Consider the following 16,931-nt stretch of genomic DNA (forward strand, 5'->3'; position numbering starts at 1 on the left):
CTCTTTGCGCCGCCGCACCTCAAATAAGCTGATCGCTACCACCTCTGTGCTGGCAGCCGCCGCAGTAACTTTCGGAACCGTCACCCCGGCTCAGGCCGATGTGCTCGATGGCCTCGGGCGCGTGACCTTGCCAGCTATCGCCGGTGCGGAAACCATTCCCGGCTACCCAGCTCCCGTGCTGCACCCCGGTGCTCCCAACCCGCAGCCATTCGGGCCGGACTACCTAGGCGGATACATCTCTGACATCAGCTCTTACCAGTACGGCGTGTACCTCGATGTGGTTGATGGCTTCCGGGATCTGCAGGCCAACCACCCGGACACCATGGCACAGAACTTGGAAACCACCGTTCGCACCAATAACGAAGCTGCGAACAATCCGGATTTGATCGCTCGGGCGCAGAGGGATGCAGCTGCGGACAAGGGCGGACTGCTGGAGGTTCTCTCGGATTCCATGGGTGCAGAACTGGGCGGGCATTTCCGCCAGGCTCTGGCAGAAAATCGCCTGCCTAAGACCAACTTCCTCCTGGGCAACGGCTACGCCGCGCGTGCCGGCGGGCCAGCATCTGCCACCTTCGTGGAGAAGGAAGTCTACGGCTATGACCGTCCATTCGTGGTCGCTCCTGACCGGATCAACCGCTACGAAGACGGAGTCAACGAGTTCTACGGAGACTCCAAGGCGTTCCCATCCGGCCACACGAACCAGGCCACGTGGGTGACCACCCTACTGGGACTCGCAGTACCTGAGCTCGCGCCACAGCTGGCAGCTCGCGGATCCGAAGCTGGTTACAACCGCACAGTCATGGGCGTGCACTACCCGCTGGATGTCATGGGTGGGCGCATGATGGGCACCGCTGCTGCCGCCGATCGCTGGAACGATCTGCACATGCGCGATGCGATTCGCCAGATGGGGCAGGAAATCAAGGCCGAACTGGAATGGCGCACCGGCAAGCCGCTCGCACAGGCCGTGGCTGAAGATCAGCCTTACCGCTCCACCAGCGAGGCTGTATCCGAGTACACCCAGCGCATGACCTACGGGTTCAAGCCGGTCTACAACACCAACGCACCGATGATCGTTCCACAGGCTGCGCCGGACCTGCTGCTATCCCGCCACCCCAACCTCAACTACGATCAGCGCGCCTCTGTGATTCGTCAGACCGCAATTCCTGCGGGTTCTCCTCTGGATGATCAGAGCGCACGCGGATCGTGGCAGCGCGTAAACCTGGCTGCTGCTCTGGCAGCCACCGTGACCGTGAACGCGGACGGCTCCGTGAGCGTCTGCTAAAAAGTTTCAAGCTTCAAAACTATTAAACCCGCAGCGCACACGGCTGCGGGTTTTCTTGTAGCCAAAATGTGACCAGAAAAATCTAGTGTGACAGATGTGAAACCGCTAAACTGTAGAAATTCTGGCGACCCCATGGGAGTGCGGTGTGAACCGAGCCCGGCGCCAGTCACGGCGACTATCTTGAGGAATTTCTATGCGATCACTTTTCCGAAGCACTGCGGGTTCAACCGGGAAGCGATTCTTCGCTGCCGTGGGATGCGCACTGACACTCGCTGCGGGCACCGCAGTTGCCGTCCCTGAGGCTGAAGCGCAGGTAGCGATGTCCTCACCGGAAGAGGCACTGGATGGATTCCTCACCATCACCGGCGCTCCCGGTCCACACCGCGTGCCCGGCCACTACTTCACCTCACCAACGCCTCCTCCAGAGCAAGAGCAGATTCGCCCCACCGTGCTGGTCGGCCCATCCACCCCGATCTTGCTGGCAGATGATAGCGTGTGCACCGTTGGCGTGGCGGGATTCGATAAGTTCGGCAACAAGGTGGCCATCACCGCGGGGCACTGTGGCAACCCCGGCGATGCAGTGGTGTCTGGAGATGCGTTTGATTCTGGCCGCATCGGCACGTTCGTTCGCTCCGGTAACCTAGATTATGGCGTGATCAAGCTCAACCCCAACGTGCAGATCACCAGGAACTACGGCGCAGCACGCATCAATTCCCTGGGCGGTGCTTTGCCGGCCCAGCTCAGCCAGATCTGTAAGACCGGCATTTCTACCGGCACCAGCTGTGGCACCTACATCGCTCCGTTCGAGCAGGACATCGTGGCCCACATCTGCGCTTCCCATGGTGACTCCGGCGGACCCGTCTACCAAGACGGCCGGCTGGTTGCGCTTGTCAGCGGTGGTCTCGCAGGTATTCCTAGCTGCACCACCCCATTGCAAGGCCCCTTCCACGCGCCAGTGGTGGGCACCCAGTGGAATGAGATCGCCAAGAGCCTTGATGCCAACGGTGGAGTGGGTGCAGGCTTCCGCCTCGCATAAGTCACGTCCAGCAGTATCCAGTTTTACCTAGCTTTACGACGAAATGGCCGGCTGTGGGGAATCCCCGCAACCGGCCATTACGCATCTAATAACGCAGATAACTAACCCAAGCGCCCGCGCCCAAGCTGCAGCAGCGCCTTGGCAATCTGCACGCCCTCAGTGCCGAACTCCTCGCGGAACTGATTAATAATCGCCACCTCGCGCGTGTGCACCAGCTTGGTTCCACCCGAGGTCAAGCGGGTTTTCCCGATCGCTCGAGAGACTTCTGTGCGCCGGTGAATTGACTCCCGGATCACGTCATCCAGCCGGTTGATTTCCTCCCGGTAGGTCTGGATTTCCGCATCGGAGAGGGGATCATCCGTCCCAGAGGGCATACGGATGTCAAAGTTGCCTTCAGTCATGTAGATGATCATACGGCGAATTCCGCTCTGGTTTTCTCGAACGCACGGACTGATTCTGGACCAATCGAGCGCAATCAGTTGCAGTGTTGTCTTGTGCAGAATGTAGCCTTGGGGCTTGGTCCGATTATCCACCGGCCACTTGTGAGAGAAAGACAGAGGAGATTATGCGAAACCCCGAGGATCAGCCAGACCTTTTTTCGGATTTCGCGGATCTCCCCTTGCCGGAGGAACCAGCTGATGACGTGCCACCACCTCCAGAAGAGGATCTACCTCCGGAGGGCTACGAGCAGCTCATCAGCAGCGTAAGCACGCGGGATTCCGCGGTGGTGTTGCCAGTTGGGCGTCGAGAAAAAAGGCCAGCGACCCCACTGAATACGGGGGGATCCGAGCTGCTTGCTGGGCTCAACCCGCAGCAGGAGGAAGCGGTGAAGCACCGGGGGTCGCCGCTGCTGATCGTGGCGGGCGCGGGCTCGGGTAAAACCAGCGTGCTGACCAGGCGCATTGCTTACCTGCTGCAGCAGGGTGTGGCGCCGTGGGAAATCCTCGCCATCACCTTTACTAATAAGGCCGCTGCAGAAATGCGCGAGCGGGTGATGGATCTGGTGGGGCCGCAGGCCGAGCGGATGTGGGTCTCCACGTTCCACTCCACGTGCGTGCGGATTCTGCGTGCTAACGCGCACCTGGCCGAGGGTCTGAACTCGAATTTCACCATCTATGACTCGGATGATTCAAAGCGGTTGATCACGTTGGTGATCAAGGATCATGACCTGGACATCAAGGAATTCAGCCCGCGCGGCACGCTGAGCGTGATCAGCAATTGGAAGAATGAGCTGGTGGGCCCCGATGAGGCCATGCAGGACGCGAAAACCAGCCACAACGTCCACCGGGAGAAGATCGCCGCACTGTACCGGGATTATCAGCAGCGCCTGCGCGGGGCGAACGCGGTGGATTTCGATGACATCATCGGGGAAGTCGTGGCGATTCTGCGCCGTAGCCCCGAGGTGACTGAGCATTATCGACGCCGCTTCCGTCACGTCATGGTTGATGAGTACCAGGACACCAACCATGCCCAGTACGAGCTGGTCAGCGCGCTGGTGGGCAAGGGGCCGAACATGGCAGAACTCTGCGTGGTGGGCGATGCCGACCAGTCCATCTATGCCTTCCGTGGCGCCACGATTCGCAATATCGAGGAGTTTGAGCGGGACTATCCCGAAGCGCGAACCATCTTGCTGGAGCAGAATTATCGCTCCACCCAGACCATCCTCACCGCGGCGAATGCCGTGATTGACAGGAATCAAGGCCGCCACCCGAAGAAGCTGTGGACTGATTTGGGCGATGGCGAGCTCATCGGCGGGTATGTGGCGGATAACGAGCACGATGAGGCGCGCTTCATTGCCGAACAGATCGATGATCTGGTGGACAACGATGGTTTTCGCCACCGGGATATCGCCATCATGTACCGCACCAACAACGCTTCGCGCGCGCTGGAAGATGTGCTGGTGCGCAGTGGATTGCCGTACAAGGTGGTGGGTGGCACGCGTTTCTATGAGCGCAAGGAAATCCGCGATGTGGTTGCCTACCTCAAGGTCTTGGACAATCCGGATGACACGGTGGCTTTGCGTCGCATCATCAACACCCCACGCCGAGGAATCGGGGACCGGGCGCTGGCGCAGGTTTCGGTGCACGCGGAGAATCTGGAGATCCCCTGGGCAAAGGCTCTGGAGGATGCAGCCGAGGGCAAGGTGGCGCAGCTCTCCGCCCGTGGCAAGAACGCCATCGCTGGTTTCCTCGAGTTGCTGGCTAATCTGCGCAAGGAAATGTCAACCGCGGTGATGACCACCTCAGATGGCAATAGTCTGGAACTGCCGGATGTGGGCAAGATCGTCAATGCCGTGCTGGATATGTCCGGTTATCGCGAGATCCTGGAGAAATCCAACGATCCCCAGGATGGCACACGGCTGGATAACCTGAACGAAATGGTGGCCGTGGGCCACGAGTTCAGCCAGGAATCGGCCAATCTCAAGGCCTATCAGGACATGCCCGGTGGGGATGCCGAGTCAGAGCAGCAGGAGATCGATGCGCTCCTCAGTGAAGGCGAGGCCCCACTGGGTAGCCTCCAGGCTTTTCTGGAGCGCGTGAGCCTGGTGGCCGATGCGGATCAGGTCCCCGCCGAGAGCCAGGACATGATCACGCTGATGACCCTGCACACGGCCAAGGGATTGGAATTCCCCGTGGTGTTCCTCGCCGGTTGGGAAGACGGGCAGTTCCCGCACATGCGTGCGTTGAGTGATCCCGTGGAACTTTCCGAGGAACGACGCCTAGCTTATGTAGGAATCACTCGAGCCAAGCAGAGGTTGTTCATCTGCCGCGCTGTGACGCGCTCAGGATGGGGACAGGCGGTGAACAATCCACCGTCCCGCTTCCTCTCCGAGGTTCCGGAAGAACTGTGGGAGTGGATCCGTGAAGAGCCCACCTTTGCTGGCTCTGGCAGTTTCGGTGGATCGGGGAGTTACGGCAGCTCCGGAGGCTTTGGCAGTTCCGGTACCTACGGGGGCTCGGGAAGCTATGGCTCCGGTTACGGATCCGGCGGTGGGTACGATTCCACCCCGATGTTCCGCAATGGTGGCCGTCCAGCGAAGAAGCCAGCGGCGAGTGCGCAGAGCTCCGGTTCCACCGGGCGTGGTGGAAAGCCATTGGATCTGGCAGTGGGTGACCGCGTGAATCATGATAAGTACGGCTTGGGCACGGTGAAGTCTGTGGACCGCGTGGGAACTCATGCCACTGCGATGATCGATTTTGGCGGATCGGGAACCGTCCGATTGATGTTGGTGGGTGGACTACCCATGGAAAAGCTCTAGTCAGCACATGAAGAAAGGCCCCCGGCGATTGCTGGGGGCCTTTCTTCATGGTGCGCAAAAGACTGCGCACTGAATTCCTGTACTAGGAAATGTTAATTCCGCGCTGCTGCAGCCAAGGGATTGGATCCACTGGGGTGTTGCCATCTGGGTGGATCTCGAAGTGCAGGTGGGAACCGGTGGAGAAGCCTTCGCTGCCCATGCCGGCGATCTTCTGGCCAGCGGTGACGTGCTGACCAACTGCAACGTCCAGGGTGGACATGTGGCCGTACACGGAGACAGCGCCGTCTGCGTGGCGGATGCGGATCCAGTTGCCGAAACCGGAAGCTGGGCCGGAATCGATGACGGTGCCATCCATGACAGCCAGGATCGGGGTGCCGATGCCGTTAGCGAGGTCGATGCCGTTGTGCATGGAACCCCAGCGCATCGCGAATGGGGAGGTGTAGGAGCCTATAGCTGGGAGGGCTGCGAGTGGAGCGCGAGCTGCGAGGTCGGCCTCAACGCGTGCCTGTGCGAAGCGCAGTGCGGAGTCCAACTGAGAGGACAGCTCGGGGAGTGGGGTGCTCTGTGGCACCTCAAGGATCTGTGGGGTTTCTGCAACTGGAGCCTCTGCGGAACCCGCGGTTCCTGCAGGACCCTGTGCCAGGAGAGTGGTGTTAGAAGCGAGGTTGATGTCCTCGGCTTCAGCCTGCTGAGTGCCGGCGGTAGCGCCAGCCGCACCGGCGGTGGTGACGGCAGAGGCAGCAACAGCAACCATAGCCATGCGACGCTTGGCGGAGTTGTCGAGCTTGCGGTGAGCACCCACCTTGCGAACTTCAGCAATCTTCTGCATGTTTAGAAACCTTTTCAATTCGGTCGTCGTTACCTCGGCGAGGGATTCGCCTGAAAATTGTAACCACTTCGTTATCAACGAGATGTAACACTAATGTTTTGTAACGTTTTGGGCAAGCTAAACGAGAAAAAATAACGGAACGTTATGAAGTGCATCTGTGTGGTTCGCCGGGCCACTCTGCATTGGATCCGTGTTTTAGCTGGTCGATACCCGAAAATAAGCGTTCCTGAGACGTGCGTCACTGGGGTTCTCTCACATAAAAAAGTGTCCAAACTGGGGTTCAAGTGGCACTTGAGGGTTTCGATCTGCCGGTTTTCCGACAGCGAAAACCGAGCATTCTAACCGCCGGAGATCAAGGGAAAGTAACGCTAAGCAGACATGGCTGCGAGTCACATCTATGTCTTGTCCCGGGTGCAGTGCACAATGGTTCGTGTGAATAATCCATCCGATGCTCAGCGACCAAAGGCCCGTCGATCTTCATCCCGGCGGAATAAAGGCACGCGTTCAGTTTCGGAAGCTCGACGCGCGCGGGCGGCGAAGGCGGGCACTACTCAAGCAGCTTCGGCGCAGCAGCGGTTCGTGGATGAGTCCCACGGCAAACAAAGCAAGATGGCTTCCGCAACCGCACGGGTTGCCACGGAAAAGGCCGCCCCTCAAGGCGCGTGGGCTACACGCTGGGCATTGTGGAAGCCACATGTGAAGCGCTTCGGCATTCCATTGCTGATCAACTACGGAGTCACGGTGGGCATCATTGTGGCCTGCGCAGTGATCATTGGTATCGGCGCTGGATTTAGCCGCGGACCCGCTGCTATCGGCTCGCTGTGGATGGTCTTGAACCTGGGTTCGCTCAACATGACCGGTGCGCACCTGGGATTCCTGCCCCTGGCTCCCGCAATGCTGTTCGTGTTCGCGATGTCTCGCCGAGCGACAAAGATCCTGGGCACGAGTGTGAGCGTCCGTGGCCTCAGAGTCTTTATCCTCCTGAGTCTCCTGATTCCTCTGTTGCTCACGGTGATTGCCTGGTTGATGATTTGGGACGCCTCGCGGGTGTTCGACCTCGCGGCTCCCAACTTGGCCGCGGCTCTTATTTCGACGTTGCTGGTCAACGGTGCTGCGGTGGTCATTGGGCTGCGCCCGCGCATTTGGCGGGCATTGCTTCTCCGCAGAGATCTGTCTACCTGGCCAGTGGAGGCTTTCCGGCTGGCAGGAGCATTCCTGAAATGGATGACCCTGGCTGGGCTTTTGGCAGCCGTGGTTTATGCACTGACCAACCTGTCCGGGCTTGCGGATACCTATTCCATTACCAACAGCCTTAGCGGGGCAATTGGGCTGACCTTGCTGGCGCTGCTCTATCTCCCCAATATTGCTATTGGTGGGATGGCAGTCCTCCTGGGCGGAGAATTCCATGTGGGTGATGGTGCCACCTCCTTGTTCGCCACCACCAACATCAATCTGCCGCCGCTGCCCATTTTCGCGGCCATCCCGCATCACCCATTGCCGGGTGGGCCATTCTATTTGGCCATCACCGCGGTGCTGGCTGTGGTGATTGTGCACCGGTTTGTGAAGTCGCGCGGGTTTATTGAATCGCCAGTCGCAATGGCAGTGGGGGCTGGAGCGGCAGCGGCCTTGCTGGGTTATTGCTTGGCATGGCTGGGTGGCGGAGAGCTGGGAGTCTACGGCAGCGCAGGGGCATTGGAGTGGTTGTTCGCTGCTGAAGCTGCCGCGTGGTTGATGCTCCCTGCGCTGGTGTTCATGGTTTATGCATCTCGGGCTGGATCGACGGTTACTGAAGACATCGTTGAGTATGAGCCGGCAGCCGCCTCCAGTGCAGAGTCTCAGGTGGAGGCGCAGACCGAGACTGATGCTGAAGCCGAGTCTGATGTCGAAGCAGATGCAAAGTCCGATGCTGAACCAGAAGTAGATGCGGAATCGGCCGAGGAATCAGTTGCGGAGCCCGTGGCAGAGAACGAAACCCAGGGCGATGAAGCAGCCACGGCGAGTGAAACTGCGGATAAGCCAGAATCTGAAACAACCCCAGACAACCCAACCCACCCAGCACAACCGGAAGAGCCTGAGGTAGAAGAAGAGGCTTCGGCTGACGAGTCAGAGGTGGCGTCGGAAGAAAAGAAGAAGAACAACGAAGAAGGGGAGGAGCACGCATGAGGGTAGTAATGCTGGCATCCGGGGCGGGGACGTTGCTGCAATCGGTGATTGATAACGCGCCGGGCAGTGTGGAGATCGTGGCTGTGGGGGCGGACCGGCAATGCGCGGCGCTGGAACGGGCAGAAGCTGCGGGGATTGAGCATTTCTGTGTGGAATACCAGCCGGGCCAGACGGACCGAGTGCAATGGAACAAGGAGCTGGGGGAGACCATCGCGGCTTTCTCGCCGGACATTGTGGTCAGCGCGGGGTTCATGCGCATCCTCGGTGCAGAGGTGGTGGAGCTCTTCAACGGGCGGATTATCAATACCCACCCCGCTTTGCTGCCCTCGTTCCCCGGCGCACATGCGGTGGAGGACGCAGTAAATTACGGTGTGCGAGTGACGGGGTCTACTGTTCATATAGTGGATAGTGGCGTGGATACCGGCCCCATCTTGGCCCAAGAGGCCGTTGCGGTGGAGCTCAACGACACCCCGGAATCACTTCACGAGCGCATCAAAACAGTGGAAAGAAAACTGCTGGTCGATGTGCTCACGCGCATTGCGCAACACGGCATCACGGTTGACGGACGAAAAGCGAGGATCACGCCAGCATGAACGAGAACAACGGTCGCAAGAATATCCGGCGCGCACTGATCAGTGTGTATGACAAAACCGGGTTGGAGCAGCTGGCCCAGGGCCTGCACGAGGCAGGGGTGAGCATCGTCTCCACAGGCTCCACCGCCTCCAAGATTGCTGCGGCTGGAGTTCCCGTGACCGAGGTGGAAACCCTCACCGGTTTCCCAGAGGTGCTGGAAGGTCGCGTGAAAACCCTGCACCCTCGCGTGCACGCCGGGATTTTGGCGGATACTCGCAAGCCGGATCACCTGGAGCAGCTGAAGCAGCTCGAGGTGGAGGCATTTGAGCTGGTGGTGGTGAACCTTTACCCATTCACCCAGACCGTGGCTTCCGGAGCCTCCTTTGATGAGTGCGTGGAGCAGATCGATATCGGCGGGCCATCCATGGTGCGCGCCGCGGCGAAGAACCACCCATCCGTGGCCGTGGTGGTGGATCCTTCCTCCTACACCGACGTGATCGAGGCAGCCAAGGGCGGTGGATTCACCCGCGCCGAGCGCACCAAACTGGCAACCGAGGCTTTCCGCCACACCGCGGCCTATGACGTGGCCGTGGCTAACTGGATGGGCGAGTCCGTGCTGGAAGAGGGCGAGACCTTCCCTTCCTGGATCGGCGAGAGCCACCAGCGCCTCAACGTTCTGCGTTATGGCGAAAACCCGCATCAGGCAGCCGCGCTGTACTCCACGGCTGGTTCCGAAAAGGGCCTGGCCGGGGCGCAACAGTTCCACGGCAAGGAGATGAGCTACAACAACTACACGGATTCCGACGCCGCCTGGCGCGCAGCCTGGGATCACCAGCGTCCGTGCGTGGCCATCATCAAGCACGCGAACCCTTGTGGCATCGCGGTATCCGATAACTCCATCGCCGAGGCCCACCAGCTGGCCCATGCGTGTGACCCCATGTCCGCCTTCGGCGGCGTGATTGCCGTGAACCGCGAAGTATCCGTGGAGATGGCCAAGCAGGTCGCGGAGATCTTCACCGAGGTCATCGTGGCCCCTGGTTACGAAGATGGCGCGGTGGACATCCTCAGCAAGAAGAAGAACATCCGCATCCTGCAGGCCGAAGCCCCCTCCTCGGATTCCGCTGCGTGCGTGGAAGGCCGGGAGATTTCCGGTGGCCTGTTAGTTCAGCAGCGTGATGTTATCGACGCCAAGGGTGACCAACCCTCCAACTGGACACTTGCAGCTGGGGAAGCAGCGGATGAGGCGACTCTGGCCGAGCTGGAGTTCGCCTGGCGCTCGGTGCGAGCGGTGAAGTCCAATGCCATTCTGCTGGCCCGCGAGGGTGCCACCGTGGGTGTGGGCATGGGACAGGTCAACCGCGTGGACGCCGCGAAGCTGGCCGTGGAACGCGCCAATAGCTTGGCTGGCGAGGAACGCCGATCCGCTGGTGCTGTGGCCGCCTCCGATGCATTCTTCCCGTTTGCTGATGGTTTTGAAGTGCTTGCCAATGCGGGCGTGCGCGCTGTGGTTCAGCCGGGTGGATCCGTGCGCGATGCAGAGGTTATCGAGGCTGCAAATAAGGCAGGCGTGACCATGTATCTCACCGGAGAGCGCCACTTCGCGCACTAAATCTGGAGCTGCGGACTAAGGTGATGGAGATATGGATCCGGCGCTCGGTGGATCCTCTCGCGAGAAAGATCTGACTTGGTGAATAACCCGCAAGACCCACAAGGCAATTGGAAAGCTCAACCCTCACGGCAGCAACCGCGAGGGGAGCAATTTCCCAATAGCTGGCAGCAGGGTTCGCAGGAACCTCCGCGCCGCCCTTCACAGGATGACACGCAGCCGGGGCTTGAGCGTTCACAGTTCGCGCAGTCTTCGGGTGAGTCAGCTGGGAATGGGCCGCATAAGCCAAACTCGACTCAGCCAAGCGCACCTCAGCCAAGTCCGCCCCAGTACAACCGGCCCCAGAACGGGCCGCAGAACAACGGGCCACAGTACAACGAGCCGCAGGGTGGTCGGCCGGGATTCGAGCAGTCTCCGTATGGTCAGCCCGCGTATGGCCAGCCTGAGTATGGGCAGCCGGAGTACTCCCAACCTCGCGGCGTTCAAGGTGGATATGGCCAGGCCTGGTTCACCCAGGCAGGCAACGGCCATCCTCAGTATGGCCAACAGCAGTATGCGCAATCTCAATATCCACAGCAGCAGTTCGGCAACGGGCAACCGGGGAACGCTCAAGGTTGGAAAGAAGAGCCAGCCAAGAAGTCCGATAAGGGATTGATCTTTGCTCTGGTGGCTGCCATCCTCGCCATTATCTTGGCCGTGGGAACAATTGGCTGGTTCAGCGGTTGGTTCGGCAATAATGAGGAAGATTCAGCTTCTCCTTCAGCCACTTCCACGCAGGATCCAGGGCAGACTACCGGGCAGAATCCCGATAGCTCAACCAGTTCGACTGCTCCGAGTTCTTCGGAATCAGAGGCCGCGCGCCCGCAATTCCCGGCTCTTCCCAACGGTGCTATCCCAGCCAATTCTGCAGCAGAGAGCAACAGCCCTGCTGGAGATTTCAACAACGTGTATCGCGGCACCACCATCACCACGGCTCCGTTCGCCTTGGCTACTCGCGATGTGTTCGTGGAGAACTACCTCAACACTCAGCAGACTAATGCCACGTTGCAGGTTTACAGCCCGGTGACCACCATGACGTACACCATGACCTGCAAGGACAATAAGCAATTCATCACGTGCACGGGTGGCAATAATGCTGTCGTTTATATCTCTTAAACACCCAGCTGTCACTCGTGTGGTTGCCAAGCCCACCTCGGTGGCTGCAGTAGTTACCGCCGTGGCGCTCATGGTGTCTGGCTGCACCATCGGGGATGTGTCCGAGCAATCATCCGACTCGCAGCCCGCGGAAGCTTCCGCATCGGATGATGCCAAACCTCAACCCACCCGTGGGCCGCAGGGATCTGCGAATGATCCGGCCACCGGGCAAGGCGGTGGCTCCGCCAGCGGGCCGCTGGACGCCAAGGCCCTGAAAGAAATGCTCTTGCCGGGAACCGCCATTGGTATCGCGGGAATAGGCGAGGCCGGGGACATCACCATCCCTGCCTGGTCCACCATCAAAGTTCCTATCGCAATCGCGGCGGAGCGCGCCGGGACGGCACAACCCCAGTGGATCTCCGCTGCGATCAGTGCCTCGGACAACGCAGCAGCAGAACAACTGTGGAACTCGCTGGGCACTCCAGAGCAAGCAGCCGCCGCCACGGAGGCTGTCTTAGCGGAAGGGGATTCCCCAATTGCTGTCTCCCGCGTTGCTAGCCGCCCAGGCTTCAGCCCCTATGGGCAGAGCCAATGGACATTTCAGGAGCAGGCAGATCTGGCGTCGAACTTGCGCTGTTTAAAGGGCGGGGAGAACGTGCTGGCGGCGATGGAAAAAATCGAACCAGGCCAGGCATACGGTCTGGGGCAAATCCCCGGAGCCATCTTCAAAGGTGGATGGGGACCGGATGAATCCGGGAGCTACGATGTGCGCCAGTTTGGGCTGGTACCCACAGGCGGCGGGAAGTATGCGGCTGTGGCGATCGGCGCCAAGTCCACGGACGGCAGTCATGAATCAGCGCAGAGCCAACTCAATAGCCTCAGCGCAGCGCTGCAGACTCGTCTGGCGGATCTTCCCCCGGCGAAATGTTAGCTCTCAGCGAAATGCTCGCTCCTGGGGATGGTTATTGGTGCCCAAAAACCGGAGAGCTTGTATAACTGATGGGAGAGACGCGTAGTTATCTCTTAAGTGCCGTTCTACGCACGGCCGAGTAATTGACCACGAAGGGGCAATGAATCATGACCGAAGCTAAACCACAGGATGTCGTAATCGTTGGTGCAGCGCGCACCCCACAGGGTCGCTTGCTGGGATCCCTCTCCTCCCTTAGTGCTGTTGATCTCGGCGCGCATGTCATCAAGAACGCGTTGGAGCGCGCAAAGGTTGCCACCGACACCGTTGATTACGTTCTCATGGGCCAGGTTGTGCAGGCTGGCTCCGGTCAGAACCCAGCCAAGCAGGCCGCTGTTCAGGCCGGCGTGCCTATCAGCGTGCCCGCGCTGACCATCAACAAGGTCTGTCTTTCTGGCTTGGACGCGATCATCAACGCCTCCCGCCTCATCCGCTTGGGCGATGCCGAGGTTGTTGTAGCCGGCGGTCAAGAGTCCATGTCCAACGCTCCACACGTGGCATCGGGCGTACGTGCAGGTAAGGGCTTCGGCTCCCTCAACCTCACCGACACCTTGGAGCGCGATGGCCTCACCGATCCCATCAATGGCACCTCCATGGGCTTCGAGACCGATGGCCACGCTGCCGAGGCAGGACTGACCCGCGAAGAGCAGGACGAAATCTCCGCTCAGTCCCACCAGCGCGCAGAGGCTGCCACCAAGGAGGGCATTTTTGCTGAGGAGATCGCTCCCGTGGAGGTGAAGACCCGCAAGGAAACCATCACGGTGGATACCGATGAAGGCATCCGCCCCGGCACCACAGTCGAAGGCTTGAGCAAGCTGCGCCCAGCTTTCGTCAAGGATGGCACGGTTACCGCGGCCTCCTCTTCGCAGATCACCGATGGCGCGGCTGCTGTGGTCTTGACCTCACGCCAGTACGCGGAGGATAACGGTCTGGAGATCCTGGCAACTCTCGGCGAGTACGGTCAGACCGCTGGTCCGGATACCTCCTTGATCTCCCAGCCTTCCCAGGCCATTACCGCGGCTCTGGAGAAGTCCGGCTGGTCCGTGGAGGATTTGGACTTCGTGGAGATCAACGAGGCCTTCGCAGCGGTGGTCGCTCAGTCCGCCAAGGATCTGGGTTACCCCCTAGAGAAGACCAACCTGCACGGTGGCGGCATCTCCTTGGGTCACCCAATCGGCGCCTCGGGTGCGCGCTTGGTGGTTCATGCGGCCTACGAATTGGCTCGACGCAACGGCGGCAAAACCGCTGTCTCTCTCTGCGGCGGCGGCGGCCAGGGCGATGCCCTGCTCCTCTGGGCATAAGCGAGTGAATAGTCTGCCTGGTTAAGGGCAGACAAAAAGCGGTTGTGCGGGTTTGGATGCCCGGACAACCGCTTTTTTTGTGGTGAAGAACGTGGGCTGTGTCAGCCCACGATGGGGAGAACTTAGTTAACTGGAGCTCCCTGCGCAGTGCGGTTATAACCGCCCGCGCCCACGAGAATCATGATGAATTCCACGAAGGCCCAAAGGCCGACTGCACCCGCGATAAAAAGACCAACGATGAAGATCGCGGTGAACCAACCCAGAATGGTGAGCACCAGCTGGATGATTCCGCGGGTGTTGTAACCCAGGTAGAAGTTGTGAACTCCCAGGGTTCCCAGGAAGAACGCCAGCAGAGCTGCGGCGACCTTGGACTTGCCCGGAACGAAGGGCGTGTACTGCAGCTGTTGTGCGCCGGAGCCATACATTCCGTTGCCCGCGGGCTGCGCGGCGTATGGCTGGATAGCGCCATTTTGCTGAGCCTGTGGCTGGGCGAACTGGCTTTGCCCAGCGAACTGCTGGTTGTCCTGTGCGTATTGCTGCTGCTGGCCATAGCTGGACTGGCTGTAGTCGGTCTGTCCGTACTGCTGCTGTCCGTAGCTTGACTGGCCGTAGTCGGACTGTCCGTAGCTTGACTGGCCATAATCAGACTGGCCGTACTGGCTGGAATCGGATTCCGGCTGACCGTACTCAGGGGTTCCGAATTGCTCGGAAGATCCGGTGTTATCTCCATGATCCGGGGTGTTGCCGAATCCGTGTGAATTGCTCATGCGGGTGCCGTTTGTCCTGTCGCTAATTTTCTTCGGGGAGTCTGAACTAAACCGAATTGAGCATACAGTTGGGCGAGAAACAAAGTGGGGTTTTAGCCGAGGAGTAGCGAAATGACAGCCATTGTCGGCAGTGCCAAGGCAGTGGAAATAACCACGGTATCTCGAGCCAGAACCGTGTTCACATCGAACCTCTGCGCATAGGTGAATACATTTTGCCCGGTCGGCAGTGCGGCGATGAGAATCATCGCGAGGAGCAGATCACCACTCGCACCAAACACCAGTGCACCCAAAATCCACGCCAGAGCGGGATGCACAATTGTCTTGATCAGCGAGGCGAAGAAAACTGCCCCAATGGGGGATTTATCTTTCTGCAGCACTTTGACGTCGGCCATAGACATGCCGAAAGCAACGAGGGCCACAGCCACCGTGGAAGATGCGATCATATGCACTGGTTCCGCGATGAGTTCGGGCAATACCCATCCTTTTTTCTCTTGCGCGAGTGCGAAGACGATGCCGGACACCGCGCCAATAATCAACGGGTTGCGAAGAATGGACAGCATTAATTCCCGCACTATTCCCCGGGAGGCTCTCTCGCCCGAGCTCATATCCAAAAGCAGGACGGATAGCGGACCGTAGAAACCCACCTGGAACATGACCACGGGCAGAGTGGCCGTGGGATCGCCCACCAAGTGAACCATGAGAGGGATGCCCAGGTGGGTCGCATTGCAATAAGAGCTGGCGAGCATGGCGATCAGGCCGTCAGACGCGGATTGACGGGTCAACAGGCGATAGCTGAAGTAACCCAAGGAGCCAGCTCCCAGGGTGCTCAGTGCGACCACCAAGAAATTGGTCCCGAACAGCTGATTGAGCTCTGCCGAAGAGAGAAAATCGATGAGCAGCATGGGCAACGCAATCCAGAACACGTACATGTTCAGGGTGTACACGGCGTTTGGCCCCAGTAGTCGCTGTCGTCCTACGAAAAATCCGAGACCCATCACGATGATGACGATGGCAAAGCCGGAGAGGACGTCTAGCATTCCTACAGGATAGCCACAGGGGAGTGCCCTGCCTTCACATGCATCGGTTACCCAGGGGATTAGCGAAAAGCAAAAGGGCCAAGCGCGGGAATGCGCTTGGCCCTCAATGAGACCCGAAGGTCTGCGAATTACTTGTCTACGACAATTGCCTTCGCCCACTTATCAGAGAAGCTCTGCTTTTCTGAGGAGCGGCCAATGGTGACACCCACTGCAATCATGACAATCAGGTTGAGGAAAGAACCGATTCCCGGAATCATTCCCACAACACTGCTGATCACATACCAGGAGTTACGGACGAGGGAAGCGCCATAAGTAATTGGGGAGCCATCAGCCATGGTGACGCGAGCACCAATAACCTTCTTTCCCACAGATCCACCCTGGGTAACTTCCATGATGGCGCGGTAGGCCATCCACAGCACGAGCCCGATTAGTCCGGTGGCGAGCAATGCTCCGGTCGGCTCCTCTGGAGCAACTCCATTGCTGGAAGCGTTCATGGTGGCATTGAAGAATCGGGATAGTTCTTGACCGAAGAGGAGCCACGCAATGATCGACAGAACTATCCCGAACAGAATGCTGTCCACCAGCAACCCGAGGAGACGCTTGCCTGGGCCGGGTCGGCCAGCGGCAAACTGACGGCCGTCTAGGTCATTCTGACCTGGGAAAGGCTGGTAGCCCGGGGTTTGCGCGTCCTGCTGACCCTGCACGTTCTGCTGACCATAGGCATTGTGCTGACCGTAGGCGTCCTGCTGGCCATAAGCATCCTGCTGGCCATAGGCATCCTGTTGGCCGTAGGCGTCCTGCTGGCCATAAGCATCCTGCTGGCCATAGGCATCCTGTTGGCCGTAGGCGTCCTGCTGACCGTATCCATCTTGTGGGTTAGACCCGGGCTGGCCACCATTGAAGTTATCTCCGGAATTGGGGAAGTTTGGGTAATTATTGCTCACAGCTGCTCCTTTTATTCGCATGCATTTGAGATA

Annotated in this window: 14 protein-coding genes; 9 read left to right on the forward strand and 5 right to left on the reverse strand. The window is 59.4% G+C overall.

Going from position 1 to position 16,931, the window contains the following annotated elements:
- Window positions 1-4 precede the first annotated feature (4 nt).
- Both IRY30_RS03100 and IRY30_RS03105 read left to right on the forward strand, forming a co-directional pair.
- Entirely contained in the window at window positions 5-1,282 is a 1,278-nt protein-coding gene (locus IRY30_RS03100; protein WP_374708566.1) for a phosphatase PAP2 family protein, read from the forward strand.
- Between the two features lie 193 nt (window positions 1,283-1,475).
- Window positions 1,476-2,318, forward strand: a complete 843-nt coding sequence (locus tag IRY30_RS03105) for a S1 family peptidase (RefSeq protein WP_194555916.1) — start codon at window positions 1,476-1,478, stop codon at window positions 2,316-2,318.
- A 101-nt stretch (window positions 2,319-2,419) separates the two neighbouring features.
- Here the strand turns inward: IRY30_RS03105 and IRY30_RS03110 are convergent, their stop codons facing one another.
- The gene (locus tag IRY30_RS03110; protein ID WP_194555917.1) at window positions 2,420-2,719 is read right to left on the reverse strand and encodes a chorismate mutase; all 300 of its coding nucleotides are present in this window, start codon (window positions 2,717-2,719) and stop codon (window positions 2,420-2,422) included.
- Between the two features lie 164 nt (window positions 2,720-2,883).
- Between IRY30_RS03110 and IRY30_RS03115 the strand changes: the two genes are divergently transcribed.
- A complete protein-coding gene (locus tag IRY30_RS03115; protein ID WP_194555918.1) occupies window positions 2,884-5,577 on the forward strand; it encodes a UvrD-helicase domain-containing protein in 2,694 nt (897 codons plus the stop codon).
- 82 nt (window positions 5,578-5,659) lie between these two features.
- Here the strand turns inward: IRY30_RS03115 and IRY30_RS03120 are convergent, their stop codons facing one another.
- A complete protein-coding gene (locus IRY30_RS03120; protein ID WP_194555919.1) occupies window positions 5,660-6,406 on the reverse strand; it encodes a M23 family metallopeptidase in 747 nt (248 codons plus the stop codon).
- Window positions 6,407-6,838: 432 nt separating this feature from the next.
- Here IRY30_RS03120 and IRY30_RS03125 point away from each other — a divergent pair, with 432 nt between their 5' ends.
- The 6 genes from IRY30_RS03125 to IRY30_RS03150 all read left to right on the forward strand — a co-directional run bounded on the left by IRY30_RS03125 (window position 6,839) and on the right by IRY30_RS03150 (window position 14,150).
- Entirely contained in the window at window positions 6,839-8,569 is a 1,731-nt protein-coding gene (locus IRY30_RS03125) for a cell division protein PerM (RefSeq protein WP_194555920.1), read from the forward strand.
- On the forward strand, window positions 8,566-9,162 hold the full coding sequence (gene purN, locus IRY30_RS03130; protein WP_194555921.1) for a phosphoribosylglycinamide formyltransferase: 597 nt from the start codon (window positions 8,566-8,568) through the stop codon (window positions 9,160-9,162). The genes IRY30_RS03125 and purN overlap by 4 nt, the downstream gene beginning before the upstream one ends.
- Window positions 9,159-10,751: a bifunctional phosphoribosylaminoimidazolecarboxamide formyltransferase/IMP cyclohydrolase gene (gene purH, locus IRY30_RS03135; protein ID WP_194555922.1), complete on the forward strand. Its 1,593-nt coding sequence runs from the start codon at window positions 9,159-9,161 to the stop codon at window positions 10,749-10,751. Before purN ends, purH begins: the two co-directional genes overlap by 4 nt.
- A gap of 78 nt (window positions 10,752-10,829) precedes the next feature.
- On the forward strand, window positions 10,830-11,903 hold the full coding sequence (locus IRY30_RS03140; protein WP_194555923.1) for a hypothetical protein: 1,074 nt from the start codon (window positions 10,830-10,832) through the stop codon (window positions 11,901-11,903).
- Complete coding sequence (locus tag IRY30_RS03145) at window positions 11,881-12,813, forward strand: hypothetical protein (RefSeq protein WP_194555924.1); 933 nt, start codon at window positions 11,881-11,883, stop codon at window positions 12,811-12,813. The genes IRY30_RS03140 and IRY30_RS03145 overlap by 23 nt, the downstream gene beginning before the upstream one ends.
- A gap of 146 nt (window positions 12,814-12,959) precedes the next feature.
- Complete coding sequence (locus IRY30_RS03150; protein WP_194555925.1) at window positions 12,960-14,150, forward strand: acetyl-CoA C-acetyltransferase; 1,191 nt, start codon at window positions 12,960-12,962, stop codon at window positions 14,148-14,150.
- Window positions 14,151-14,272: 122 nt separating this feature from the next.
- On the opposite strand, the gene IRY30_RS03155 is transcribed toward IRY30_RS03150, so the two are convergent.
- The 3 genes from IRY30_RS03155 to IRY30_RS03165 form a co-directional block, all read right to left on the reverse strand.
- Complete coding sequence (locus IRY30_RS03155; protein WP_194555926.1) at window positions 14,273-14,917, reverse strand: TM2 domain-containing protein; 645 nt, start codon at window positions 14,915-14,917, stop codon at window positions 14,273-14,275.
- A gap of 92 nt (window positions 14,918-15,009) precedes the next feature.
- A complete protein-coding gene (locus IRY30_RS03160; protein WP_194555927.1) occupies window positions 15,010-15,954 on the reverse strand; it encodes an AEC family transporter in 945 nt (314 codons plus the stop codon).
- 128 nt (window positions 15,955-16,082) lie between these two features.
- Entirely contained in the window at window positions 16,083-16,898 is an 816-nt protein-coding gene (locus IRY30_RS03165; RefSeq protein ID WP_194555928.1) for an RDD family protein, read from the reverse strand.
- Window positions 16,899-16,931 lie beyond the last annotated feature (33 nt).

The sequence above is a fragment of the Corynebacterium suicordis DSM 45110 genome (genome assembly GCF_015351405.1).
In the GTDB taxonomy this organism is placed as follows: Bacteria; Actinomycetota; Actinomycetes; order Mycobacteriales; family Mycobacteriaceae; genus Corynebacterium; species Corynebacterium suicordis.